Raw genomic sequence first — 24,297 nt, forward strand, 5'->3', positions numbered from 1 at the left:
ATAAATAAGGCAACAGGAAATAGCAACGTGCGAAAGCTTGCCTCTCCCACCTCCGCATCCGCCTGTCTCACGGCGTCCACAAGCCGTTTGGCCAGCCGCACCACATTGATGGTCGCAGGCATCGCCGCGACGATATTGCTTGCTGGCTGCAATGAGCAGAAGTCCGCACAGGCCAACGCGCCTGCCGTCAAGATTGAAGTAAGCGCGACGGCGCTGCATCCGCAGTCAGTCGCCATCACGGCCGAGCTGCCGGGCCGCACCAGCGCCTATCTGGTCGCCGAAGTGCGCCCGCAGGTCGGCGGCATCATTCGCAACCGCAATTTCAAGGAAGGCAGCGAGGTCAAGGCGGGCGACGTTCTCTATGAGATCGACCCGGCTTCCTATCAGGCTTCCTATGACAGCGCCGCCGCCGCTTTGCAAAAAGCGCAAGGTGCCTTGCCCAGCGCTCAATCGAAGGTCGATCGCTATAAGAGCCTGACGGCGCAGGACGCAGTCAGCAAGCAGAATCTGGACGATGCGATTTCCACGCTTGCCCAGGCGAACGCCGATGTAGCGTCGGCCAAAGCTGCGCTCGAAACGGCGCGCATCAATCTCGACTACACCAAGATGCGTGCGCCGATCGGTGGACGCGTCGATGCTTCCGCCGTAACCGTCGGCGCGCTCGTCACCGCCGACCAGACGACCGCGCTGACGACCATCCGCCAGCTCGATCCGATCAATGTCGATGTCACGCAGTCGAGCACCAACCTGCTTGAGTTCCGCCGCGCCGTCGCCGAGGGCCGGCTGAAGACCAGCGGCGATAACGTCTCCGTGCATCTGACGCTCGAAGACGGCACCCAGTACAAGGAAACGGGCAAGCTCGAATTTGCCGAGGCGTCCGTGGCGGAAACCGTCGGCACGATCACCGTGCGCGCCGTCTTCCCCAATCCCGATCGCATCCTGCTGCCCGGCATGTATGTTCGTGCGACGATCCAGGAAGGCATTGCCGAAAACAGCTTCCTGGTGCCGCAGCGCGCCGTCACACGCAATACGAAGGGCGAGCCCATCGCCATGTTCGTGACCGCCGACGGCAAAGTGCAGCAGCGGGTGCTGAAGATCCAGCGCAGCATCGGCAACAGCTGGCTCGTCAATGAAGGCATTGCCGATGGCGATCGCGTCATCGTCGAGGGCGTTCAGCGCGTGCGTGACGGCCAGGAAGTGACCGTTTCGCCAGTGACCATCGATGACGCCACCGGTGAACTGAAGCAGGCCGCCGCCGACACCAAGCCGACACAGCAGGCAGAACTGGAAAAAGCCGATACCAAGGCCGCCTCCGGCGCCCAGAAGTGAGGTTAGACGATGTCTCGTTTCTTCATTGACAGGCCGATCTTTGCCTGGGTTATCGCCATCGTCATCATGCTGGCGGGCGCTCTGTCCATCCTGACCTTGTCGATCTCGCAATACCCGCAGATTGCGCCGACGACCGTGCGCATCAGCGCCACCTACCCCGGAGCTGATGCCGCGACCGTCGAAAACTCGGTGACCAAGGTCATCGAGCAGGGCATGACGGGTATCGACAACCTCGATTACATGACGTCGACGTCGACCTCGACGGGACAGGCATCGATTTCGGTGACCTTCACCAACAAGGCGGATCCCGACGTCGCGCAGATGCAGGTGCAGAATAAGCTGCAGCTCGTCACCGCGCAGTTGCCGCAGACAGTTCAGTCCACGGGCATTACCGTTTCCAAGTCGACGTCGAACTTCCTGATGGTCGTCGGCTTCGTCTCCAAGGACGGCAAGCTGAATTCCAATGACCTTGCCGATTATGTCTCCAGCACGCTCAACGATACGCTGAAGCGCATCGATGGCGTGGGCGATACGCAGATCTTCGGCGCCGGCTATGCCATGCGCATCTGGGTCAATCCGGATAAGCTCGCCAAGTATCAGTTGATGGTCAGCGACGTCACGGCCGCCATCCAGGCCCAGAACTCGCAGGTCTCCGCAGGTCAGCTCGGCGCGCTGCCGCAGCGCCAGGGCCAACAGCTGAACGCGACGGTTACGGCCAAAAGCCGCCTGCAGACACCGGAACAGTTTGAAAACATCATCCTGAAGAGCCTGCCCGACGGTTCGCTCGTGCGCTTGAACGATGTTGCGTCCGTTGAGCTCGGAGCATCGTCCTACAACACGTCGAGCACCTACAACGGCCATCCTGCGGCCGGTCTCGCCGTGATGCTCGCGTCGGGTGCGAATGCCATTAGCACCGCCGAGTCGGTTACGACGACCATTGCGAACCTCAGCCAGACGCTGCCGCCGAATGTCGAGGTGGTTTACCCCTACGACACGACGCCGTTCGTGAAGCTGTCGATCGAGGATGTGGTCAAGACGCTGTTCGAAGCCATCGTGCTCGTCTTCATCGTCATGTTCGTCTTCCTGCAGAACATCCGCGCCACCTTGATCCCGACGCTCGCCGTCCCGGTCGTGCTGCTCGGCACCTTCGGCGTGCTCTCGGTCTTCGGCTATTCGATCAATACATTGACGATGTTCGGCATGGTGCTAGCCATCGGCCTTCTCGTCGATGATGCCATCGTCGTGGTCGAGAATGTCGAGCGCGTCATGGAGGAAGAAGGATTGTCGCCGCGCGAGGCGACGATCAAGTCGATGCAGGAAATCACCGGCGCCTTGATCGGCATCGCCACGGTGCTCTCGGCGGTGTTCATCCCGATGGCCTTCTTCTCCGGCTCCGTCGGCATCATCTACCGTCAGTTCTCGGTGACGATCGTCTCGGCGATGGTGCTGTCGGTCATCGTCGCCCTGATCCTGACGCCGGCGCTGTGCGCGACGCTTCTGAAGAAGCCGGCGCATGGAGCCAAGGAGCGCGGCCTGTTCGGCTGGTTCAACCGGAATTTCGAGCGGGCGACGCTGCGCTACCGGCGGGGCATCAACGGCATGATCCGTTATACCGTCGTGTTCCTGCTGATCTTCGTGATGATCGGCGGCGCCGTTGCCTACCTGTTCAACCGTCTTCCCAGCTCGTTCCTGCCCGATGAAGACCAGGGCATTCTGCTGACCGCTATTCAGCTCCCGCCTGGCGCCACGGCGTCACGCACGGGATCGGTGCTCGACACGGTCCGTGACTACTATCTGAAAACCGAAAAAGACTATGTCGATGGCGCATTTGCCGTCTCGGGCTTCGGCTTCAGCGGTCAGGGCCAGAACGTCGGTATCGTCTTCGTCAAGTTGAAGGACTTTGACCTGCGCAAGACGCCGCAATCCAAGGCTCAGGCGATTGCCGGCCGTGCGATGGCGGCGTTCTCGAAGATCAAGGACGGCAGCGCCTTCGCTCTGGCTCCGCCGGCCATTCCCGGCTTCGGCAGCTCGAGCGGCTTCGACTTCTTCATCAAGGATATCAATGGTGCCGGCCACGCGGCGCTGATCGAAGCCCGCAACAAGTTGCTCGGCGCAGCGGCGAAGGACCAGAAGCTGTTCGGCACACGACCGAATGGGCAGGAAGACACGCCGCAGTATTTTGTCAACATCGACCAGGAGAAGGCGAGCGCGCTCAATATCAACCTGTCCGATATCGACACGACACTGTCGACGGCGTGGGGCGGTACCTACGTCAACGACTTCATCGATCGTGGCCGCGTCAAGCCGGTCTATGTTCAGGCCGACAAGGATTTCCGCATGCAGCCTGAGGACTTCGGTCGCTGGTATGTGCGCAACTCCGGTGGTGACATGGTGCCGTTCTCGGCCTTCTCCAGCGGTCAATGGAACTACGGCTCGCCGCGTCTCGAACGCTATAACGGCTCGTCCGCCGTCGAAATCCAGGGTGCGGCCGCTCCCGGCGTTTCCTCCGGCGACGCCATGAACGAGATCGACAAGATCATGGCAACCTTGCCGCCCGGCTTCAGCCATGAATGGACCAGCCTGTCGGCCCAGGAAAAACTCTCCGGCAACCAGGCAAGCCAGCTCTACGCGATCTCCATCCTCGTCGTCTTCCTGGCGCTCGCAGCCCTCTACGAGAGCTGGTCGATCCCGCTCGCCGTCATGCTCTCGGTTCCGATCGGCATCTTCGGTGCGCTCCTGGCCGCGACCATCTTCGGCCAGTCCAACGACGTCTACTTCAAGGTCGGTCTGCTGACGACCATCGGTCTGGCGGCCAAGAACGCCATCCTGATCGTTGAATTCGCCATCGAGCAGCAGAACCATGGCAAGAGCCTGATAGATGCGACGCTCGAGGCATCGCGTCAACGCCTGCGGCCGATCCTGATGACCTCGCTCGCCTTCATTCTCGGCGTTCTACCGTTGGCCATCGCCAACGGTGCCGGCTCGGGCAGCCAGAACTCCATCGGCATCGGCGTCATGGGCGGCATGATCTCCGCAACCGTCCTCGGCGTCTTCTTCATCCCGCTGCTCTTCGTCTCCGTCAGACGCGTCTTCAAGGGCAAGGTGAAGTCGACCGCAGCGACCACCCCGGACACACCGACCACAGGCACGGCGCATTAAAAGAAAATCCGCCCGCTTCCAGCATCGGCAAGCGGGCGTATCCATTCAAGACGGTTAATCGAAGGGGCTCTCGTCATATGACGAGAGCCCCTTTCGCGTGCATATCCGGCCAAACACGCTGGCTGCCGAGCATCCGCAATGCGATCCCTCATCCCGTGCATCATGTCCAAAAGTCTGAAAGCAACGCCTGCAATCCAGGGCGGCGGCCATCCGGTACGGCAGCCGAAAGTGAATCCGGCAGATATCATCCCGCCATGCCGCACATTCGATAAGCGACCGAGGATTGCTTAAGTGGAGGAAGGGACAGCCGGCGACGTAACGCGCGGCTTTGGCGACCATTTGGCGTGCAACTTGGCCAGCATCAGATAGATGATCGGCGTCGTATATAGGGTCAGCACCTGCGATACGACGAGACCGCCGACAATGGTGATGCCCAACGGGCGTCGAAGCTCCGCACCGGGACCGGTGGCGATGATCAAGGGAATGGCGCCCATCAGCGCCGCGAGCGTGGTCATCAGGATAGGACGGAAGCGCTTGAGGCACGCCTGATAGATCGCCTCCTCGGAGGACAGGCCCAGCGTGCGCTCGCCCTGCAAGGCGAAATCCACCATCATGATACCGTTCTTCTTGACGATACCGATCAGGAGGATGATGCCAATAAAGGCAATCAGCGTCAGCTCCGTGCCGCTGATGACAAGCGCCAGCAACGCACCGAGACCGGCCGACGGCAGGGTGGAGATGATCGTCAGCGGATGCGCCAGGCTCTCATAGAGGATGCCGAGCACGATATAGACCGTCAGCAATGCCGCCAGAAGCAGCAACGGCTGGCTGCCGGAAGATTGCGTGACGCTTGCCGCGTCCCCGGCAAAATCCGCATGCAACGTATCGGGCAGGTGCATGTCGAGCACCGCCTTCTGGATCGCATCGTTCGCCACCTGCAAGGGTGTGTTGAGCGCCAGATTGTAGGAAATGGTCACCGACGGATATTGGCCCTGGTGATTGACCACCAGCGGCGCAAGCGTGCGGTCGATCGAGGCGACCGCGCTAAGCGGCACCTGTGTGCCGCCGGATGCCGGAACATAGAGCTTGGAAATATCGTGCGGATCGAGCGCGTAATTCGGATCCGCCTCCAGCACGACACGATACTGATTGCGCTGCGTATAGATCGTCGAGATCTGGCGCTGCGCGAAGGCGTTGTTCAGCGCCGCATCGATGGATTGTATGTTGACGCCAAGCTGGGAGGCCACGCTGCGGTCGATGTTGACGGTTGCCTGCAGCCCGTTGGGTTGCCGGTCCGTCGCCACATCGGTCAGGCTGGGAAGGGTCTGAAGACGCTCCATAACCTTGGGCGCCCACTCCACCAACTCGTCGTAATTCGCACCCCACACCGTGAACTGATATTGCGACTGTGACTGGCGCGCGCCGGCCCGGATGTCGCCCGGCGAAAACAGGAAGGTGCTGAGCCCGGGAACGGCCATCAGCCGTTTGCGGAGCCGGTCGATGATCTCGGCCGTCGGCGCACGCTCCGATTCCGGTTTCAGCGAAATGAAAAGCTGCCCACGATTGACGGAGCTGGAAAAGCCCCCGCCGCCAACCGATGAGCCGAGGCCCGAGACAGCGGGATCCTGCGCGACGATATCTGCCGCCTGCTGCTGCAGCTTGACCATTGCCGGGTAGGAAATATCCGTCGCCGCCTGCGTGCCACCCTGGATGAAGCCGGTATCGTCCTGCGGAATGAAGCCCTTCGGCACCTTCACATAGAGATAGGCCGACATGACCACGCAGGCGATGATGACCAGCACCGACAGGACGCGGTGGTGCAGCACGGCTTTCAGCGTGCGGCCGTAGAAATTGGTGATGGCGCCGAGCGAACCCTCGACAAGACGTCCGAACGGGCCGGGCTTGGCATCGAGATCGTGCTGACGCAGGCGATGACCGCAGATCATCGGCGTCAGGGTCAGCGACACCAGTGTTGACACGACGATGGTGAAACCAAGCGTCAGTGAGAAAGTCTGGAAGAAGCGCCCGACGATGCCGCCCATGAAGAAGAGCGGAATGAAGGCTGCAAGAAGCGACAGGCTGATGGATATGACGGTGAAGCCGATCTGCTTTGCGCCCTCCAGCGCCGCACGCATCGGCTTCATGCCGGTTTCCAGATTGGCGTAGATATTCTCGATCATGACGATGGCGTCGTCGACGACGAAGCCGACTGACACCGCGAGTGCCATCAGCGAGAGATTGTCGATCGACAGCCCGAAAAGCCACATCGCCGCAAAGGTGCCGGCAAGCGAGAGAGGCACGGTGACACCGGCGGCAAAGGTCGGTGTCGCACGCCGCAGGAAGACGAAAACCACCGCCATGACCAGGCAGATGGTCGCAAGCAGCGTCCACTGCATGTCGTTGACGCTGGCATGGATCGTCGTCGTGCGGTCGGAAAGGATGGAGACATTCACCCCTGACGGAATGAGCCGCTTCAGCTCGGGGATCAGCTGCTTGACGCCATCGACGGTGGCGATGACGTTCGCATCCGCCTGCTTGGTGATGTTGAGCAGCACCGCCGGCTTGCCGTCATACCAGGCATCCGAACGGCTGTTGCGCACGCCTGGCTCGACGGTGGCGATATCGGACAAGCGAACCGCTGTGCCATCGCCGCTTCGCACGATGATCCGGCCGAACGCTTCCGGCGTCTTCAATTGGCTGTTGACAGCCACGGAGAAGGCGCCGCTGGCGCCATCGATCGAGCCGAAGGGGCCAAGCACATTGGCATTGACGATCGCGGTGCGCACGGCATCGAGCGATAGCCCCATCGCGGAAAGCCGGTCCGGATCCAACCGGACGCGGATTGCCGGCTGATCGGCGCCGCTCACGGTTACGCCACCCACGCCATCCACCTGCGAAATGCGCTGCACCACCACCGTATCGGCGGCATCGTAGATGGCACTCGGCGAAACATTGTCCGATGTCAGCGCCAGGATGAGGACGGGGGCGGCCGCCGGGTTGATCTTGCGGAAGGATGGGAGAGTGGGCAGATCGCCGGGCAGGTCCGTCGCCGCCGCATTCAACGCCGCCTGCACATCCTGCGCGGCTCCATCGACGCTGCGCGACAGATCGAACTGCACGATGATCGTGCTCGATCCGAGCGAGCTGACGGAGGTCAATTGGGTGACGCCGGCGATCGTGCCGAGGTGACGCTCCAAAGGAGCAGCCACGCTCGCCGCCATGCTGGCCGGGTCGGCGCCGGGACGGCTTGACGATACCACGATCGTCGGAAGGTCGACGGTCGGCAGGCTTGCAACCGGCAGGAAGCGATAGGCAACGATGCCGAGAATGATCAATCCGATCGCCAGAAGCGTCGTCCCGACAGGGCGTTTGACGAACGGCTCGGAGATGTTCATGTCTCGCCACCCGCCATTTCATCCATCTCCGGGCTCGGCGTTCCGCTCGTGCGGCCGACGACCCGGGCTCGCAGGCTCTCGAAGGCCAGATAGATCACCGGCGTCGTGTAAAGCGTCAGAAGCTGCGACAGCACGAGGCCGCCGATAATGGTGATACCGAGCGGAATGCGCAGTTCGGAGCCCGTGCCCTGTGCGAGCGCCAAAGGCAATGCGCCAAAAAGGGCCGCCAGCGTAGTCATCATGATCGGCCGGAAACGCAGGATCGATGCCTTGAGAATAGCCTCGCGCGGCGCCAGCCCTTCCTTGCGCTCCGCCTCCAGCGCGAAGTCGATCATCATGATGGCGTTCTTCTTGACGATACCCATCAAGAGCACGATGCCGATCAGAGCGATGATCGACAGATCTTGACCGAACAGCATGAGCGCCAGCAACGCGCCGACACCCGCCGAAGGCAGCGTCGACAGGATCGTGATCGGGTGCACGGCGCTCTCATAGAGAAGACCCAGCACGATATAGATCGTCACGATGGCGGCGAGGATCAGCCAGGGCTCGCCGGCGAGCGAAGAGGCAAACTCCTCCGCGTCGCCCGAATACTTGCGCTGGATATTGTCGGGCATGCCGATGTCCTGCTCGGCCGCCTTGATCTCGGCCACGGCATCGCTGAGGGATGCTCCCTTGGCAAGGTCGAAGCTGAGCGTCACCGCCGGAAACTGCTCGTCATGGCTGATCACCAGCGGGGCAGTGGTGAAAGTAGCCGTGGTAAAGGCATTGAGCGGAACCTGCGTATCGCTGGCGCCGGCCACATAGAGCTTGTCCAGCGACTTCGGATCCGACTGATATTGCGGCGCTGCCTCCAGAATGACGCGATACTGGTTGGCCTGCCCGTAGATCGTTGCAATCTGGCGCTGGCCGAAAGCATCGTTCAAGGTATCGCTGACCGCCTGCATCGAGACGCCCAATCGCGAAGCGGTTTCGCGATCGACGTCGACAAAGATGCGGCCGCCGCCCATTTCGACCTCTGAGGAGACATCGATCAGCTTGGGGCTCTGCTGCAGTTGCTGCGCCAGCTTCGCCGACCAGTCGACGACGCTTGCCGTATCCGTCCCGGTCAGTGTGTATTGATAGGGAGCGCGGCTTGCGCGTGTGCTGATGGAGATATCGCGCACGCTCTGGAAAGTGGCGTGGATGCCGGGCAGGCCGGCAACCTCATCGCGCATGCGGTCGATGATCTGATCGGCCGATGAATCTCGCTGATTGCGCGGCTTCAACACCAGGCTGAGATTGCCTGTATTCAGCGTCAGATTGCTGGCGCTGGCGCCGATGACGGAAACAACGCCGTTGACATCCTTGTCCTTGCGCAACCGGTCGGCGACGGTGGCCTGCACCTGCTTCATGGTCTCGAAGGAAGTCGTCGGCTCCGCTTCGATGACGGCGGTGATCAAGCCAGTGTCCTGCGCCGGCAGGAAGCCCTTTGGAATGACGACATAGAGTGCGATGGTGGCAGCAAGCGTCACGACGGTAACAATGAGCATCAGGGCGCTGCGATCGACAGCCCAGACGAGACTGCGCCGATAGCCTTCGATCAGCCGGTCCATAAGATGGTCGGCGCCCGCCAGAATGCCGCCTTGACGCTCTTTCGGTTTGCGCAGGATGCGCGCGCACATCATCGGCGTCAGCGTCAGGGAAACGACGGCAGACACCACGACGGCGATGGTGAGCGTCAACGCAAACTCGCGGAACATACGCCCCACGATGCCGGTCATGAACAGCAGCGGAATGAACACCGCAACCAGCGAGACGGTCAGCGAAATGATGGTGAAGCCGATCTCGCCCGCACCCTTCAGTGCCGCCGACATCGGGTCCTCGCCCTCCTCGATATGGCGAGCGATATTCTCGATCATCACGATGGCATCGTCGACGACGAAGCCGGTGCCGATGGTCAGCGCCATGAGCGAGAGATTGTCGAGACTGAAGCCGGCAAACCACATGACGCCGAAGGTCGCAATCAGCGATAGCGGCAGAGCGACACCGGCAATGAAGGTTGCCGTCACGGTGCGCAGGAAAAGCAGGACGACCAGAATGACAAGGCCGATACTGACGACCAGCGTCCATTGCACATCGTGGATCGAGGCGCGGATCGTCTCGGTGCGGTCATTGACGATCTCGAGCGACACGCCAGCCGGCATGGATTGCTTGAGCTTCGGGATCTGCTTGAGCACGTTCTCGACGGTCTGGATGACGTTGGCGCCCGGCTGGCGCATGATGTCGAGGATGACGGCGGGCTGCCCCTGATACCAGGCGCCGACACGATTGTTCTCCAATCCCTCGACAACGTCCGCAACGTCCTTCAACCGCACAGGCGCCGTATTGCGATAGGCGACGATGACGGACTTGTAGACATTCGGATCGACGATCTGGTCGTTGGCGGCAAGCGTGAAACTCTGCTGCGTGCCGTCAAGCGCACCCTTGGCGCCGGCGACGCTGGCATTGGTGATGGCGGTGCGAATATCCTCGAGCGCCAGGCCATAGGAGGCCAGACGCGGCAGGTCGACCTGAACGCGGATGGCAGGCTTGACGCCGCCCTGGATATTCACGTCGCCCACGCCGGAGACTTCGCTCAGGCGCTGCGCCATCATCGTATCGGCAAAATCGCTGAGCTCGCGGATCGAATAGCTGTTGGAGCGCAAGGCAAGCGTGACGATCGGCGTATCGGCGGGATTCACCTTCGAATAGGTCGGCGGATAGGGCAGCGTGCGCGGCAGCGTCGAGCCGGCCGCATTGATCGCCGCCTGCACATCCTGCGCCGCGCCATCGATATCGCGGCCGAGATCAAACTGCAGCGTGATCTGGCTGATGCCGAAGGCGCTCGACGAAGTCATGGAGGCAAGCGATGGGATCTGACCGAGTGGCCGCTCCAGCGGTGCGGTCACCAGCGCGGCCATCGTGTCGGGATCAGCCCCCGGGAGCTGTGTCGTCACCTGAATCGTCGGAAAATCCACCTGCGGCAGCGGCGCGACCGGCAGAAAGAGAAAGCCGAGAATACCGCCCAGCAGAACCGCCACCCCGAGAAGCGAGGTGGCAATGGGGCGGCCGATGAAGAGCGACGAAACGTTCATTGTTGCTGCGTCGGCGCTGCGGACGAGTTGCTGGGCGCAGAATTTCCGCTGGAATCGGCTCCCTGGCTGGCACCTGCGGCATGTTCGCCATCCTGACCGGCCTCGCCGTTCTGGCCGCCGTTCGCGCCCTTTCCACCTTGGCCGCCTTTTCCACCCTGGCCGTTATGCCGATGATGTTGCCGCTGGCCGCCATTGGCGTCGGCCTGACCGCTCTGCGGATCGTTCTCGGCAACGGGCTTTGCCTGATCATCCGCGGCAGGCGCATCCGGCGTCGCCTGATCGGCATTCTTCGAAATCTCGATCTTCGATCCGTTCTGGAGCCGTGCGAAACCGGTCGTGACCACCTTGTCACCCGCTGCGACGCCCTCGGCGATGACGGCGAGCGTATCATCCTGCTGGCGCACCTTCACCGGCTTCATGGCAACGGTCTGGTCCTGATTGATGATATAGACGAAGGTGCCGTTCGGCCCGCGCTGAACGGACGCGCTCGGAATGACGATGACGCCCTTCAACGTTTCCACCAGCAACCGGGCATTGACGAAAGCGCCGGGCCACAGCGCCAGCTTCTCATTGGGAAAATTCGCCTTCAGCCGCACCGTGCCCGTGGTCGGGTCGACCTGATTGTCGACCACGCCGAGCGTGCCGTTGTCGACGACGGTCTGGCCGTCATTGCCGATTGCCTGCACGGAGAGTGTCCCGGCGGCACTTGCGGCATTGACCCGTGCGAGCTGCTGTTGCGGAATGGAGAAGAGCACGGAGATCGGCTTGATCTGTGACAGCGTCACGATGCCGGTCGCATCGCCGGAGCTGACGAGGTTGCCGATATCGACATTGCGAATGCCGGTGCGCCCGTCGATCGGCGCCTTGATCGTCGTATAGTCCAGAGTGGCCTGCGCGCTCTCGATCGCAGCGGCATCGGCCTGGATCTGGGCCGTATATTGCGCGACGAGCGACATCTGCGTATCGACCTGCTGCTGCGTGCCCGATGCGCTCTTCACCATGAGCTGGAAACGAGCGAGATCGCGCTGGGCACCGGCAAGCAGCGCCTCATCCTGTGCCTTCTTGGCCACCGCCTGGTCACGCTGGGCCTTGTAAACGCCATCATCGATGCGGGCGATGACATCGCCCTTCTTGATGTCCTGACCTTCGTCGAAATCGATTTCGACGATCTTTCCGGTGACCTGTGCACGTACGGTCACCGTATTCAGAGCCTTCACCGAACCGACACCGTCGATATAGACGGGCACGTCATCCGCTTTCGCATCGGCCGCAAGCACGGGAACCGGACCGCTGAACTGCGACATGCTGCGCCGCCGCCCGCCACCACCCTGACCCTGGTTCTGGCCGCCACGGCGTTCACCGCCAGCTTGCTGGCCGGGCGCCGAAGCAGTCTGATAGCCGAGCAGCCGCTCCGCGCTGGCAAGCCAGCGATCGCGCGTCGCATAAGCGCCATAGGCCACGGCACCGATCACTGCCAATGACATTACGACCCGGAACGCACGAGCCATCAATACACCTTCCTTCAAAGCCTTCGGCGATCAAGGATCAGCCGTCATTTTATGGCGCGACTTTAGCTTGCATGACATCGCTTAGGAATTAGCTATGGCCATTAAATTTTGTCCATTTTAGAGCGACTTAGCGAAATAAATTGTTACATTGGACAAAACTGCGGTTGTAGCATCAGGGGGGCTATGCCGACAAAAGTTGCCGTCGTCAGCTCGGCTCAGAGCACACCCCAACCGCGATAACGCCCGCGGCCCGTCATCTCGCGCAGACCAAGCTCGCTAACGAGATTGAGCGCGCCGCGAGGCGTAACCCCGACATGACGAGCAACCATCTTTGCCGACACGATCGGCCGCGACAATACGATATCAATGACATCGGGAAGGCTGCTGTTCGATCGCCGATCCTTGAGCCGCAGTTCCATCTGCAGCTTGGCGAGCGAAAGACGATCCAGTTCCTTCAGGCCGGAATCGGCAGAAAGCGCCATCGCCTCCAAAAATGCGATGAGACGCGTGACGCGGTCCGAAGCACGGCGACGGTCATGCCGAACGACCTTCAGACCGACATTCAAACAGAAGAGATGCGACGTGACCTTGCCGCGATTGCGCAGATAGGCGCTGACCAGCAGACCACCGAGCCAATGCTGCCGCCTGAGTGGCTCGATCCGCTCCCAGGCATCGAAAAGCACGGCAGCCCCAAGAACCGGCGGCAGCTGATCCGCCTCATGCATCACCGCGCGCCAGCTCTGCAGGCGCTCCTCCTCATCCCAATCCTCATCGCGGACAAGAGCCAAAGGATCGTCGATCACCTCGGGCCTGGCATCGGGAACGCCGCCGTTCAGAACCTTTTCGGACCGGGCGAGAATGGCGTCGATCTCGGCAAAATCCACGCCGAAGTCATCCTCTTCGCCGCCGTTGATGGCCTCCCGCACATCGGGCTCGGCATCGTCTGCAGACGTGCGGCGGCGATGGATGGCCTCGTCCGCCTCACCGACATCGCCACGCAAGACGGCAAGCCCGGCCATTTCCAGCCCCCAAGAGGGATCGGCATTCCAGAGACGGCGCCGAACGCGCAGGACGGCATGGGCGATGGTCAATTCATGCGTTGGCGCGCGCGCATCCATGCGCGCATCATGCAGCACCAGATCTTCGACGTGGACCAGTTCGCCGCCGACCCAGAGCGAGCCGGCCGCATCGAAAAAGTGCCCGCGCTCGCGAAAACCATCTGCCACGCCATGCCGCAACACGCGCTCATCCAGCCGCGCCAACATGTCCTCCGCCTTGACAATAGCAGGCAGAAGCGTTGTCAGCGGGAGATTGCTCAAATCATATCGCATTGGAATCGCGTCGATGAATCGGTCTTACGGAACTTATCATCGCAATACGCTACACGATACAAAGCCGGCTCTTTGAATTGTGGACGGCAATCATTATTTTTAGCTTGACCTTCCAGTGACGGGAAGGTTCATAACCCTGTCCAACGCTCCCCACGGAGCAATGGAGTCAGACATGACATTGCATGACGAACACGATCACAGCCATCATGGCCACGATCATCATCACCACCATCACGACCACGATGGTCAGCAGGACGCGGTAACCCGCGATCCCGTCTGCGGCATGACGGTCGATCCGAACGCCGGCAAGCCGTCGCTGGATTATCAGGGCCGCACCTTCCATTTCTGCTGCAACGGTTGCCGCACCAAGTTCGAGGCAGCACCGGAAAGCTATCTGACCGCCAAGGATCCCACCTGCGGGATGACGGTGGACCGCGCCACCGCGCGCCATTTCCTGAAGCACGAGGGCGAGAAATTCTATTTCTGCTCCGCTGGCTGCAAGACAAAGTTCGAAGCAGACCCTTCCGCCTACCTTGACGGCAACAGGCCAGCGCCGAAGCCGGTACCAAAGGGCACGCTTTATACCTGCCCGATGCATCCCGAAGTCGTCAGCGACCATGCCGGCGACTGCCCGAAATGCGGCATGGCGCTGGAGCCCATGGGCGTGCCCGCTGCCGACGAAGGGCCGAATCCTGAGCTGATCGATTTCACGCATCGCCTTTGGATCAGCGCCGCCCTCTCCCTGCCGTTGCTTGTCATCAGCATGGGTCCGATGATCGGCCTGCCCGTTCGCGACTGGGTCGGCGAGCCGATTGCCACATGGGTCGAACTCGTGCTGGCGACCCCGGTCGTGCTGTGGGCTGCTTTGCCCTTCTTCCGCCGCGCCCGGAACTCGCTCGTCAACCGCAGCCCCAATATGTGGACGCTGATCGGTCTTGGCGTCGGCACGGCCTACCTTTACAGCGTCGTCGCCACGCTGGCGCCCGGCCTCTTCCCCATGACGTTTGGCGGGCATGGCGAAAGTGTGCCCGTCTATTTCGAGGCAGCATCCGTCATCGTCGCGCTGGTCTTCGTCGGCCAGGTGCTGGAGTTGAAAGCGCGCGAACGCACCGGCTCGGCCATCCGCGCCCTGCTTGACCTCGCCCCCAAGACGGCGCGGCGGATCGGCGCCAACGGCAGCGAAACCGACGTGCCTGTCGACGAAATCCAGGCTGGCGACCAGCTGCGCGTGCGCCCCGGCGAGCGCGTTCCGGTAGATGGCTCCGTCATCGAGGGTCAATCCACCATCGACGAATCGATGATCACGGGCGAGCCTCTGCCGGTCGAGAAAGCCAAGGGCGACGCCTTGACGGGTGGCACGATCAACAAGAACGGCACGCTAATCATGCAAGCCGAAAAGGTCGGTGCCGACACGACGCTGTCGCGCATCGTCGAGCTCGTCGCAAAGGCGCAGCGCTCTCGCGCGCCGATCCAGACGATGGTCGACCGCGTTTCCGCCGTCTTCGTGCCGGCCGTCGTTGCGGCTGCCATCATCGCCTTTGCCGTCTGGGCTGTTGTCGGGCCGGAGCCCAGGCTGGCGCATGCGCTGCTCGCCGCCGTTGCCGTGCTGATCATTGCCTGCCCCTGTGCCCTCGGCCTGGCAACGCCGATGTCCATCATGATCGCCACGGGCCGTGGCGCGCAGGAAGGCGTGCTGGTTCGCGATGCCGAGGCCCTGGAGCGCTTCGCAAAGGTCGATACGCTGATCGTCGACAAGACAGGCACACTGACTGAAGGCAAGCCCAATTTGACTGATATCGCCGCCGTCAACGGCGTCGAGCAAGCCCGCCTCCTGTCGCTTGCGGCCAGCCTGGAGCGTGGGTCTGAACATCCGCTTGCCGAAGCCATCGTCGCCGGCGCCGAGGAGCGCGGTGCGCAGTTCGTCGAGATCTCCGGCTTCTCGGCAGTGACCGGCAAGGGCGTCGAAGGCCGTAGCGGCGAGACCGCGATCGCGCTCGGCAATGCCGCGATGATGGCAGATCTTGGCATCGCGACCGATACCTTGAAGGCAGAAACGGAACGCCTGCGCGGCGAAGGCAAGACCGTGATGTTCATTGCCGTTGATGGAAAGCTCGCCGGCCTCGTTGCCGTCGCCGACCGGATCAAGCCGACAACTGCGGCCGCGATCAAGGCGCTGCATGACAGCGGCCTCAAGATCGTCATGGCGACCGGCGACAACGGCAAGACCGCCGCTGCCGTTGCAAAGCAACTTGGGATCGACGAAGTACGCGCCGATATGCTGCCTGAGGGCAAGAAGGCACTGATCGACGAGTTGCGCGCCAAGGGCAACATCGTCGCGATGGCCGGCGATGGCGTGAACGATGCTCCGGCACTTGCGTCAGCCGATGTCGGCATCGCCATGGGCACGGGTGCCGATGTCGCCATGGAAAGCGCCGGGATCACTCTGGTAAAAGGCGATCTCAACGGCATCGTGCGGGCGCGCCACCTGTCGGAAGCGACGATCCGCAACATCAAGCAGAACCTGGCTTTCGCCTTCGGCTACAACGCGCTGGGCGTGCCGCTGGCCGCCGGCATCCTCTATCCGGTCTTCGGCCTGCTTCTGTCGCCGATGATCGCGGCAGCGGCGATGAGCCTGTCCTCGGTCTCGGTCATCGGCAACGCCCTTCGGCTGAGGCTGGCGAAATAGGACAATTCCGGGAAGCTGCGCAACAGCTTTCCCGGAGGCATGACGTCAAACCAATAGAATGAGCGGTTCAGCGAGAGGCGGAACCGCTCGCAGGAGATTTCAGATGAACATCGGCGAAGCATCCGGCCGCTCCGGCCTGCCGGCCAAGACGATCCGCTACTACGAGGACATCGGCCTGATCCGACCCGACCGAGGCGACAACGGCTACCGCGATTACGGCACCGACGACGTGCACAAGCTGCGCTTCCTGCACCGCTCCCGCAGCCTCGGCTTCTCGGTGGAGGAGTGCCGGCAACTGCTGGCGCTATACGAGGACAAGAGCCGTGCCAGCGCCGACGTCAAGGACATCGCCGCCACGAAGCTCACCGAGATCGACCGCAAGATCCGCGAACTGACGGAACTGCGCCACACGCTGGAACACCTCGTTCACGCCTGTCACGGCAACGAGCGGCCGGACTGCCCGATCCTGGAGGAGTTGTCGGAGTCCGCGCAGTAGTCTGACTTACCCGCCATCGCCCTTCGAGGCCCCGGCCTTTAGCCCATGCGCCTGGGGGTAAAGGCTGGCTCCTCCTTCAGCAAGCCGGCTCATCCCGAGCTGCCAGATGATGGGTCGTCAGTGGAGGCAACTATGCCTCAAAGAACGAGGTGGCCGCCGTGCTTGCCACTGCTCAATTCACCCGCTCAACCGCAATCGCCGTTGCTTCGCCGCCGCCAATGCATAGCGCCGCAATTCCCCTCTTGGCACCCTGACGCTCGAGGGCATGCAACAGCGTCACGATCAGCCGCGCGCCAGTGGCGCCGATAGGATGACCGAGCGCGCAGGCACCACCATTGATGTTGAGGCGATCGCGCGCAATGCCGAGCTCCTTCGCCGCCGCCATGGCGACGACGGCAAAGGCCTCGTTGATCTCGAAGAGATCGACGTCACCAATCTTCCAGCCAGTCTTGTCGAGCACCTTGCGGATGGCAGGGATTGGCGCTGTCGTGTACCAGGCCGGCTCCTGGCTATGCGTGGCGTGCGCCTTGATCTCGGCCAGGATCGGCAACCCCTCACGCTCGGCCAGCGAACGACGTGTCAGGATCAAGGCTGCCGCTCCATCGGCATTGGCCGAGGCGCTGGCTGCCGTAATCGTGCCGTCCTTCCGGAAAGCGGGCTTCAATGTCGGAATCTTTTCTGGCGAAACCTTTTGCGGATGCTCGTCCTTGGAGACCGTGACGGGGCCGCCCTTGGCCATCACCGAAACCGGAGTGATCTCAGCCTCGAATGCGCCGGTCTCAAGGGCGTTGCGCGCACGAGACAGGGTCTCCACTGCATAGGCATCCTGATCATCGCGGCTGAACTGATAGGCCTCGACGGCCATTTCGCCGAAATCCCCCATCGAGCGGCCCTTTTCGTAAGCGTCTTCCAGCCCGTCGAGCATCATATGGTCGAAGATGCGGTCATGCCCCATGCGATAGCCGCCCCGCGCCTTGGCGAGCAGATAGGGCGCATTCGACATGGACTCCATACCGCCTGCAACGGCGATGGAGGCCGAGCCGGCAAGAAGCAGGTCGTGTGCCAGCATCGTCGCCTTCATGCCCGAGCCGCAGACCTTGTTGATGGTGGTGGCGCCGACGGCATCCGGAAGGCCCGCTCCGCGTGCCGCCTGACGGGCCGGAGCCTGCCCCTGCCCCGCCGGCAGAACACAGCCGAACAAAACCTCGTCCACCTTGTCGGATGAGAGCCCGGCCCGCTCCAGCGCGGCGCGTATGACATGTGCGCCAAGCTCGGGCGCTTGCAACGACGAGAGTTCGCCCTGAAACCGGCCAAGCGGCGTGCGGGTGGCAGATACGACGACGACGGGATCGATAGCGGACATGACAGCTCCTCACGGTCAGCAAACGGTGTCTCGATAGTGCTATCACGTTAGATGATGTTCGTCATATAAATATTAAGCAAAAGATGATCGGCTTCACAGTCCACCGCTGGACCGACGCCCACGACCAATTGCCCCGACGAAAATCATCGCTTATGGATATCGAAAATTTGAAACTGGATATCCCATGCCGCTCTACATCAAGGATGATGCGATTGATCGTTTGGCCCGCCGCTATCAGGCGCTGACCAGGGCTCCCACGAAAACGGAGGCCGTGCGCCTCGCTCTGCAGAAGGCGCTGGATGAAGAGCTGACGAAACCAGCGCTTGCCGACATCGCAGTCGCTTTCTGCCGCAATCTCAAGCAGAAAGCCACCGCAAAGACGGACGACGCTGCCGACATGGGAGAGGCTTGATGTTTATCGACGCTTCGGTTTTGGCGGCCATGCTGACCGATGAGGAGATGGCCCGGGCCTTCGCCATCCGCATGCAGGCAGCAACCGCGCGCACGACCTCGCCGCTTTCCGCACTGAACGCCGCGATACAGATTTCCGCTAGTTTGGGATTGTCGCCGGTCGAAGCTGGCGATGCCGTAGGGACGTTCCTGCAGCTGATGAACATTCAGCAGCTTGCCGTACCGCCCCGCGCCGCCGCTCTGGCAACGGAAGCCTATGAGCGCTATGGCCAAGGCGACCACGAGATGCGCCTCAGCCTTGACGATTGCATGACCTATGCCTGCGCTCGCTATTATCGCCAGCCGCTATTGTCCAACAGCGACTGGTTCAAACAGACGGATATCGAGCTGGCCTAAGGCTTTCTTTGTCGACACGCTCCAAAGGGAACGCCATACGCGTTTCCCCGGGATTGCGTCGGGCCGCTCAGATCCTCAAGCCCTTACGGGCAAAGCGAAGCCGAACCTGCTGCGAACGTGTTCGAGCGCGCGCCGACGGAGTTCGGGGCAGCAGCGCACTGCAGACGGGTGACCGAGTCACCAGCGCGGATCGGGCCGGTCACCGACGGATCGGTGTTGATAGTGCCGTCCGGAAGAATTGCGTCCTTCGAATGGTCGACATAGCTGGTATCCGGCTGGAACGCTTCGACATTGACGCGCTTCGGATGATGCTTGTGAGCCTGCTCTGCCATGGCGGCGCTGGACATGCCGACGATGAGAGCGGAGATGGCGAGGGTTCTAAGCAGCATGGGACTGCCTCCTATGGGAGTTGAGCAAGATTTATATGGGGACGCACGCGCCGTTTTTACACCGGCCAGCATCTCAATATCGTTAAGAATTTGAGGCTTTTGATTAGGTCTTCACTTTATGGCGGGACACCTCTGCGCCGGCATCGTGCGGCAGGCTGATAAAACGCAATGCGGAGACGCCACCGATAAGCCCAACGACAAGGAAAGCCCAGCGAAAATCGACGAGCGAAAGCGTTTCCCCACCATGAATGGTGCGAGACAGATTGAGGACGGCTGCCGCGACTGCAACACCGAGCAGCAGCGAAACCTGCTGCAGCATGCTCGACAATGTCGAGGCTGAACTGCGCTGTGCGGCGTGGATATCGGCAAAGCCAAGCGTGTTCAACGCCGTGAAATTCATCGACCGCGACAGGCCGGCGATGAATAGCAGGCAATATATCAGCAGATCGGGCGTCGACGGAGACAGGAAACCGCAGCCGGCGATGCTCGCCGACGAGACAAGGCCATTGACGACAAGGACGTTTCGAAAGCCGAAGATCCTCAGCATCTGCGTCGTGATCGCCTTCATGCCGAGGTTGCCGGCGAAGTAAAACAGCAGATAGGTGCCGGCATCGATCGCGGTGCGGCCAAAGCCGACCTGAAACAGCAGCGGGATGAGGAAGGGCGTGGCATTGATCGCGACGCGGCTCGCAGTCCCTGCCGAAAGCGTCGACATCGCGAAGGTTTGCACCTTGAAGGCGGAGAGATCGAGCAAAGGTGCGTCGACCTTCATGAAGTGCCGGGTGGCGACGACGGAGAAAACGACGCCGGCAGCAATCAAGCCGATGCTCGGCGCCAATCCTGTCGTCCCCTGAACCACGAATTCGAGGCCGGCGAGCAGGAACGTCAGACCGACTGCGGATTGCAGGAAGCCGACGAAATCGAGCCTCGCCACCTTTTCCTCCCGCTGGTCCGGTACGAAGCGCAGGACCAGACCGAGACCGATGATGCCGATCGGGATATTGATCAGGAAATTCCAGTGCCAGCTGAGATAGGTGGTGATGAAGCTGCCAAGCACTGGGCCGATGACCGGGGCCGTCAACGCCGGCCAGGTAATCATCGACATCGCATGCACCAGATCGGACTTACGTGCATTTTTCAGCACGATGATGCGTCCCACCGGCGTCATCAAAGCACTGCCGACACCCTGGACGGCGCGGGCAATGATGAATTCGGCGAGACTACCCGAAAGACCGCAAAATAGCGATGCCACGGTGAATATGGTGATCGATGCCAGGAACACGCGACGCGCGCCAAAGCGGTCACCCGCCCACCCGGCAAGCGGCACGAAGGCGGCCATCGTCAGCAGATAGACCGTGATGCCGATGCTCATCGACACCGGCTCGACGCCGAACGTCGTCGCCATCTGCGGCAGAGATGTGGTGACGATGGTGCCGTCCAAAATCTGCATGAAGAAGGAAACGGCCACGACCAGCGCGATGATGCGCGACTGCCGGCCGAAACTGGTCTCGGTAGGCTCTTCTGTGGTCCTGGCAACGGTCATGGCATGAAATTTCGGAGAAAGGCGTTCAAGGGAGGCTGCTTGCGCAGCGCAATCGTACGATCATTGAATACGCCCATGGCATGGGATTGCAAAGCCGCAAACCTATCTCGTCGCCATCAAAAATTGCCGGAATGACATGAGTGCACGATTCCGAAGAACCATCGGCCAGGGAGGACGCGCGCATCAATCGTCGGAGTAGCGCTGCTCCCGCCAGGGGTCGCCATACATGTGATAGCCGTTTTTCTCCCAGAAGCCGGCGCGATCGGAACCGATCAGGTCGATACGGCTCAGCCACTTCGCGCTCTTCCAGAAATAGAGATGCGGCACGACAAGACGCATCGGGCCACCGTGTTCGCCAGTCAGCGGCTGCCCCTCCCAGGCCGTCGCCAGGATTGCATCCTCGGCCGCAAAATCTGAAAGCGGCAGGTTGGTGGTATAGCCGTCATAGCTCGTCAGCAGCACATGATGTGCCTCCGGTGTCGGCATGACGAGATCAAGAAGATCGCGCGTCGAAACCCCTTCCCAGCGATTGTCGTAGCGCGACCAGGTCGTCACGCAATGAATGTCGCTGATCCGAGTGCTTTGCTCGATGGCCTGGAAAGCCGCCCAATCCAGGCTGAGCCGCTTTTCGACAAAACCGAAAACATCGAGCCGCCAGCTTGATAGGGATATCTGCGGCTGCTCGCCGAGATCGAGTACCGGCCAGTTCTTCACCAGATGCTGCCCCGGCGGCAGCCGGTCGGTCTCCGGCCGGCTGATCCGGCCGGTCAGAAACTTGCCCTCCACCGCCCAGCGGCGCTTGGAGGTGGTGAGCTTGCTATCGGTGGGGATATGGTCGTCGCTCATGCAGCAATCCTCTCTGCGGCACAGAGATAGGATAACCGCACAAGGAAAGTGTCAAGCCGACTGCGATGTATAGCCGACTATATTGCCGCGATCGTGATCTGGAAAAGCTGCGCCTTTCCCGAGATCGAGCATCGTGCGGCGTTAGCGTTCGAGACGAGCAGACAATCGCCCGTATCAAGCGCGAGATCATCGATTTCGGCATTGCCGCGATGGCACAAAACAAGGGTTGTCCCCGCTCCGAAATCCGCGTCGCCCGGTCCATCGACGGAAATACGCCGCACCGAATGCGTCAACCGGCCCCTCCGTGTCATCACGTTGAGATCGATGATCGTGCCATTGATCAGTGTCGCCGAGGTTGGTGCATCCGCCGCGAAGGGCAGCGGCTCGCTCGCCTGCGTCAGGCGCTCGGGCGCGCGTCCCTCGATGAAGAGGGTCATTCCCTCTCCATCGAGGATGGATAGCGTGCGATCGATGCCGGCAAAGACCGAGAACGGTCCATCTGTGGCAACGGTCGCCATGCTGACGCGCCAGTCGAAGTCGGCAAGCCCGGCGCCGTCGGGTGAAACGGCGATCTCCACCGTTTCACCGCCGCCGTTTTTCCAGGGCATGCGCTTGTGATCACTGGCGCGTAGCAGCTTCATCTCAGTTCCCCAGGATGCCCGGAAGGCGCAAGCCCTGCTCCTTGGCGCAATCGATGGCGATGTCGTAGCCGGCATCGGCGTGACGCATGACGCCGGTTGCCGGGTCGTTCCAGAGAACGTTTCCGAGGCGGCGAGCCGCGTCATCCGTGCCGTCGGCGCAGATGACCATGCCCGAATGCTGGCTGAAGCCCATGCCGACGCCGCCGCCGTGGTGCAGCGACACCCAGGTGGCGCCCGACGCGGTGTTCAGCAGCGCGTTGAGCAGCGGCCAGTCGGAAACGGCATCCGATCCGTCCTTCATGGCTTCCGTTTCGCGGTTCGGCGAAGCGACCGAGCCGGAGTCGAGATGATCGCGGCCAATGACGACAGGTGCCTTCAGCTCGCCGTTCTTGACCATTTCGTTGAAGGCGAGGCCGAGGCGATGACGGTCGCCGAGACCGACCCAGCATATACGTGCCGGCAGGCCCTGGAAGGCGATGCGCTCGCGCGCCATGTCGAGCCAGTTGTGCAGGTGCTTGTTGTCCGGCAGCAGCTCCTTCACCTTGGCGTCGGTCTTGTAGATATCTTCCGGATCGCCAGAGAGAGCAGCCCAGCGGAACGGACCGATGCCGCGGCAGAACAGCGGACGAATATAGGCCGGCACGAAGCCCGGGAAGGCGAAGGCGTTTTCGAAGCCTTCGTCCTTGGCGACCTGGCGGATGTTGTTGCCGTAGTCGAGCGTCGGAACGCCGGCATCCCAGAAGGCGACCATGGCTTCGACATGCACCTTCATCGAGGCGCGGGCGGCAGCTTCGACGGCCTTTGGATCGCTTTCGCGCTTGGCCCTGTGTTCGGCAACGGTCCAGCCGGCCGGCAGATAGCCGTTCAGCGGATCGTGCGCGGAGGTCTGGTCGGTGACGATGTCGGGACGCGGTCCACCGGCCTTCATGCGCTGCACCAGTTCCGGGAAGATTTCGGCGGCGTTGCCGAGCAGGCCGACGGACTTGGCTTCGCCGGCCTTCGTCCACTTGTCGATCAAGGCAAGCGCTTCATCGAGCGTCTTGGCCTTCTCGTCGACATAGCGGGTGCGCAGGCGGAAATCGATGCGGGTTTCGTCGGATTCGACGGCCAGGCAGCAGGCGCCGGCCATCACGGCTGCGAGCGGCTGTGCGCCACCCATGCCGCCGAGGCCGCCAGTCAGGATCCACTTGCCCTTGAGGCTGCCGTTGTAGTGCTGGCGACCGGCTTCCACGAAGGTCTCGTAGGTGCCCTGAACGATGCCCTGTGTGCCGATGTAGATCCACGAGCCAGCTGTCATCTGGCCGTACATGGCAAGACCCTTCTTATCCAGCTCGTTGAAGTGATCCCAGGTCGCCCAGTGCGGCACCAGATTGGAATTGGCGATGAGGACGCGCGGCGCATCCTTGTGGGTGCGGAACACGCCGACCGGCTTGCCGGACTGCACGAGCAGCGTCTCGTCTTCGTTGAGCGTCTTCAACGTCGCTGCGATACGGTCGAAATCATCCCAGGTGCGCGCAGCGCGGCCGATACCGCCATAGACGACCAGCTCGTTCGGGTTCTCGGCGACGTCCGGGTCGAGGTTGTTCATCAGCATGCGCAACGGCGCTTCGGTCAGCCAGCTCTTGGCGTTGAGCTCCGGACCACGGGGTGCGCGGATTTCGCGGATATTATGGCGTGGATTGGTCATG

At 61.9% G+C, this 24,297-nt stretch carries 16 protein-coding genes; 6 read left to right on the forward strand and 10 right to left on the reverse strand.

Annotated elements, in window-relative coordinates; genetic code table 11:
- The first annotated feature begins 108 nt into the window (after nucleotides 1-108).
- Both HGP17_RS20880 and HGP17_RS20885 read left to right on the forward strand, forming a co-directional pair.
- Entirely contained in the window at nucleotides 109-1,329 is a 1,221-nt protein-coding gene (locus HGP17_RS20880) for an efflux RND transporter periplasmic adaptor subunit (RefSeq protein WP_168812507.1), read from the forward strand.
- A gap of 9 nt (nucleotides 1,330-1,338) precedes the next feature.
- Complete coding sequence (locus HGP17_RS20885; protein WP_168812369.1) at nucleotides 1,339-4,488, forward strand: efflux RND transporter permease subunit; 3,150 nt, start codon at nucleotides 1,339-1,341, stop codon at nucleotides 4,486-4,488.
- A 287-nt stretch (nucleotides 4,489-4,775) separates the two neighbouring features.
- On the opposite strand, the gene HGP17_RS20890 is transcribed toward HGP17_RS20885, so the two are convergent.
- From HGP17_RS20890 to HGP17_RS20905, 4 genes are all read right to left on the reverse strand, one after another.
- A complete protein-coding gene (locus HGP17_RS20890) occupies nucleotides 4,776-7,883 on the reverse strand; it encodes an efflux RND transporter permease subunit (protein WP_168812370.1) in 3,108 nt (1,035 codons plus the stop codon).
- On the reverse strand, nucleotides 7,880-10,999 hold the full coding sequence (locus tag HGP17_RS20895; RefSeq protein ID WP_168812371.1) for an efflux RND transporter permease subunit: 3,120 nt from the start codon (nucleotides 10,997-10,999) through the stop codon (nucleotides 7,880-7,882). The genes HGP17_RS20890 and HGP17_RS20895 overlap by 4 nt, the downstream gene beginning before the upstream one ends.
- Nucleotides 10,996-12,507, reverse strand: a complete 1,512-nt coding sequence (locus tag HGP17_RS20900) for an efflux RND transporter periplasmic adaptor subunit (RefSeq protein WP_168812372.1) — start codon at nucleotides 12,505-12,507, stop codon at nucleotides 10,996-10,998. The genes HGP17_RS20895 and HGP17_RS20900 overlap by 4 nt, the downstream gene beginning before the upstream one ends.
- Before the next feature lie 215 nt (nucleotides 12,508-12,722).
- Nucleotides 12,723-13,838 carry an RHE_PE00001 family protein gene (locus tag HGP17_RS20905; RefSeq protein WP_168812373.1) on the reverse strand — a complete coding sequence of 372 codons (1,116 nt, stop codon included), beginning with the start codon at nucleotides 13,836-13,838 and terminating at the stop codon, nucleotides 12,723-12,725.
- A gap of 172 nt (nucleotides 13,839-14,010) precedes the next feature.
- Between HGP17_RS20905 and HGP17_RS20910 the strand changes: the two genes are divergently transcribed.
- Both HGP17_RS20910 and cueR read left to right on the forward strand, forming a co-directional pair.
- On the forward strand, nucleotides 14,011-16,524 hold the full coding sequence (locus tag HGP17_RS20910; RefSeq protein WP_168812374.1) for a heavy metal translocating P-type ATPase: 2,514 nt from the start codon (nucleotides 14,011-14,013) through the stop codon (nucleotides 16,522-16,524).
- Between the two features lie 103 nt (nucleotides 16,525-16,627).
- Entirely contained in the window at nucleotides 16,628-17,020 is a 393-nt protein-coding gene (gene cueR / locus HGP17_RS20915; RefSeq protein WP_168812375.1) for a Cu(I)-responsive transcriptional regulator, read from the forward strand.
- Nucleotides 17,021-17,192: 172 nt separating this feature from the next.
- Here the strand turns inward: cueR and HGP17_RS20920 are convergent, their stop codons facing one another.
- Entirely contained in the window at nucleotides 17,193-18,383 is a 1,191-nt protein-coding gene (locus tag HGP17_RS20920; protein ID WP_168812376.1) for an acetyl-CoA C-acyltransferase, read from the reverse strand.
- Between the two features lie 184 nt (nucleotides 18,384-18,567).
- Between HGP17_RS20920 and HGP17_RS20925 the strand changes: the two genes are divergently transcribed.
- Together HGP17_RS20925 and HGP17_RS20930 are read left to right on the forward strand one after the other, a co-directional pair.
- Complete coding sequence (locus HGP17_RS20925) at nucleotides 18,568-18,795, forward strand: type II toxin-antitoxin system VapB family antitoxin (protein ID WP_168812377.1); 228 nt, start codon at nucleotides 18,568-18,570, stop codon at nucleotides 18,793-18,795.
- The gene (locus tag HGP17_RS20930; protein ID WP_168812378.1) at nucleotides 18,795-19,190 is read left to right on the forward strand and encodes a type II toxin-antitoxin system VapC family toxin; all 396 of its coding nucleotides are present in this window, start codon (nucleotides 18,795-18,797) and stop codon (nucleotides 19,188-19,190) included. The genes HGP17_RS20925 and HGP17_RS20930 overlap by 1 nt, the downstream gene beginning before the upstream one ends.
- 83 nt (nucleotides 19,191-19,273) lie before the next feature.
- Here HGP17_RS20930 and HGP17_RS20935 read toward each other — a convergent pair whose 3' ends face one another.
- The 5 genes from HGP17_RS20935 to hutU all read right to left on the reverse strand — a co-directional run bounded on the left by HGP17_RS20935 (nucleotide 19,274) and on the right by hutU (nucleotide 24,296).
- Nucleotides 19,274-19,579, reverse strand: a complete 306-nt coding sequence (locus HGP17_RS20935; RefSeq protein ID WP_168812379.1) for a hypothetical protein — start codon at nucleotides 19,577-19,579, stop codon at nucleotides 19,274-19,276.
- A 103-nt stretch (nucleotides 19,580-19,682) separates the two neighbouring features.
- Nucleotides 19,683-21,122 (reverse strand): MFS transporter, encoded by a 1,440-nt coding sequence (locus HGP17_RS20940; RefSeq protein WP_168812380.1) that lies wholly within the window; start codon nucleotides 21,120-21,122, stop codon nucleotides 19,683-19,685.
- 183 nt (nucleotides 21,123-21,305) lie between these two features.
- Nucleotides 21,306-21,968, reverse strand: coding sequence for a sulfite oxidase-like oxidoreductase (locus HGP17_RS20945; protein ID WP_168812381.1), 663 nt, complete (start codon nucleotides 21,966-21,968; stop codon nucleotides 21,306-21,308).
- A gap of 77 nt (nucleotides 21,969-22,045) precedes the next feature.
- On the reverse strand, nucleotides 22,046-22,609 hold the full coding sequence (locus tag HGP17_RS20950; RefSeq protein WP_168812382.1) for a HutD family protein: 564 nt from the start codon (nucleotides 22,607-22,609) through the stop codon (nucleotides 22,046-22,048).
- Between the two features lies 1 nt (nucleotide 22,610).
- Nucleotides 22,611-24,296, reverse strand: coding sequence for a urocanate hydratase (hutU, locus tag HGP17_RS20955; RefSeq protein WP_168812383.1), 1,686 nt, complete (start codon nucleotides 24,294-24,296; stop codon nucleotides 22,611-22,613).
- Nucleotide 24,297 lies beyond the last annotated feature (1 nt).

The organism is Rhizobium sp. P38BS-XIX (assembly GCF_012641435.1).
Taxonomy (GTDB): Bacteria; Pseudomonadota; Alphaproteobacteria; order Rhizobiales; family Rhizobiaceae; genus Rhizobium.

What these genes read in the sequence shown, in the direction of transcription:
- HGP17_RS20900 (WP_168812372.1), bottom strand. Translation starts at nt 12,507, where the DNA reads ATGGCTCGTGCGTTCCGGGTCGTAATGTCATTGGCAGTGATCGGTGCC.
- HGP17_RS20945 (WP_168812381.1), bottom strand. Translation starts at nt 21,968, where the DNA reads ATGAGCGACGACCATATCCCCACCGATAGCAAGCTCACCACCTCCAAG.
- HGP17_RS20880 (WP_168812507.1), top strand. Translation starts at nt 109, where the DNA reads ATGGTCGCAGGCATCGCCGCGACGATATTGCTTGCTGGCTGCAATGAG.
- hutU (WP_168812383.1), bottom strand. Translation starts at nt 24,296, where the DNA reads ATGACCAATCCACGCCATAATATCCGCGAAATCCGCGCACCCCGTGGT.
- HGP17_RS20890 (WP_168812370.1), bottom strand. Translation starts at nt 7,883, where the DNA reads ATGAACATCTCCGAGCCGTTCGTCAAACGCCCTGTCGGGACGACGCTT.
- HGP17_RS20950 (WP_168812382.1), bottom strand. Translation starts at nt 22,609, where the DNA reads ATGAAGCTGCTACGCGCCAGTGATCACAAGCGCATGCCCTGGAAAAAC.
- HGP17_RS20940 (WP_168812380.1), bottom strand. Translation starts at nt 21,122, where the DNA reads ATGACCGTTGCCAGGACCACAGAAGAGCCTACCGAGACCAGTTTCGGC.
- HGP17_RS20895 (WP_168812371.1), bottom strand. Translation starts at nt 10,999, where the DNA reads ATGAACGTTTCGTCGCTCTTCATCGGCCGCCCCATTGCCACCTCGCTT.
- HGP17_RS20910 (WP_168812374.1), top strand. Translation starts at nt 14,011, where the DNA reads ATGACATTGCATGACGAACACGATCACAGCCATCATGGCCACGATCAT.
- HGP17_RS20885 (WP_168812369.1), top strand. Translation starts at nt 1,339, where the DNA reads ATGTCTCGTTTCTTCATTGACAGGCCGATCTTTGCCTGGGTTATCGCC.
- HGP17_RS20920 (WP_168812376.1), bottom strand. Translation starts at nt 18,383, where the DNA reads ATGTCCGCTATCGATCCCGTCGTCGTCGTATCTGCCACCCGCACGCCG.
- HGP17_RS20930 (WP_168812378.1), top strand. Translation starts at nt 18,795, where the DNA reads ATGTTTATCGACGCTTCGGTTTTGGCGGCCATGCTGACCGATGAGGAG.
- cueR (WP_168812375.1), top strand. Translation starts at nt 16,628, where the DNA reads ATGAACATCGGCGAAGCATCCGGCCGCTCCGGCCTGCCGGCCAAGACG.
- HGP17_RS20925 (WP_168812377.1), top strand. Translation starts at nt 18,568, where the DNA reads ATGCCGCTCTACATCAAGGATGATGCGATTGATCGTTTGGCCCGCCGC.
- HGP17_RS20935 (WP_168812379.1), bottom strand. Translation starts at nt 19,579, where the DNA reads ATGCTGCTTAGAACCCTCGCCATCTCCGCTCTCATCGTCGGCATGTCC.
- HGP17_RS20905 (WP_168812373.1), bottom strand. Translation starts at nt 13,838, where the DNA reads ATGCGATATGATTTGAGCAATCTCCCGCTGACAACGCTTCTGCCTGCT.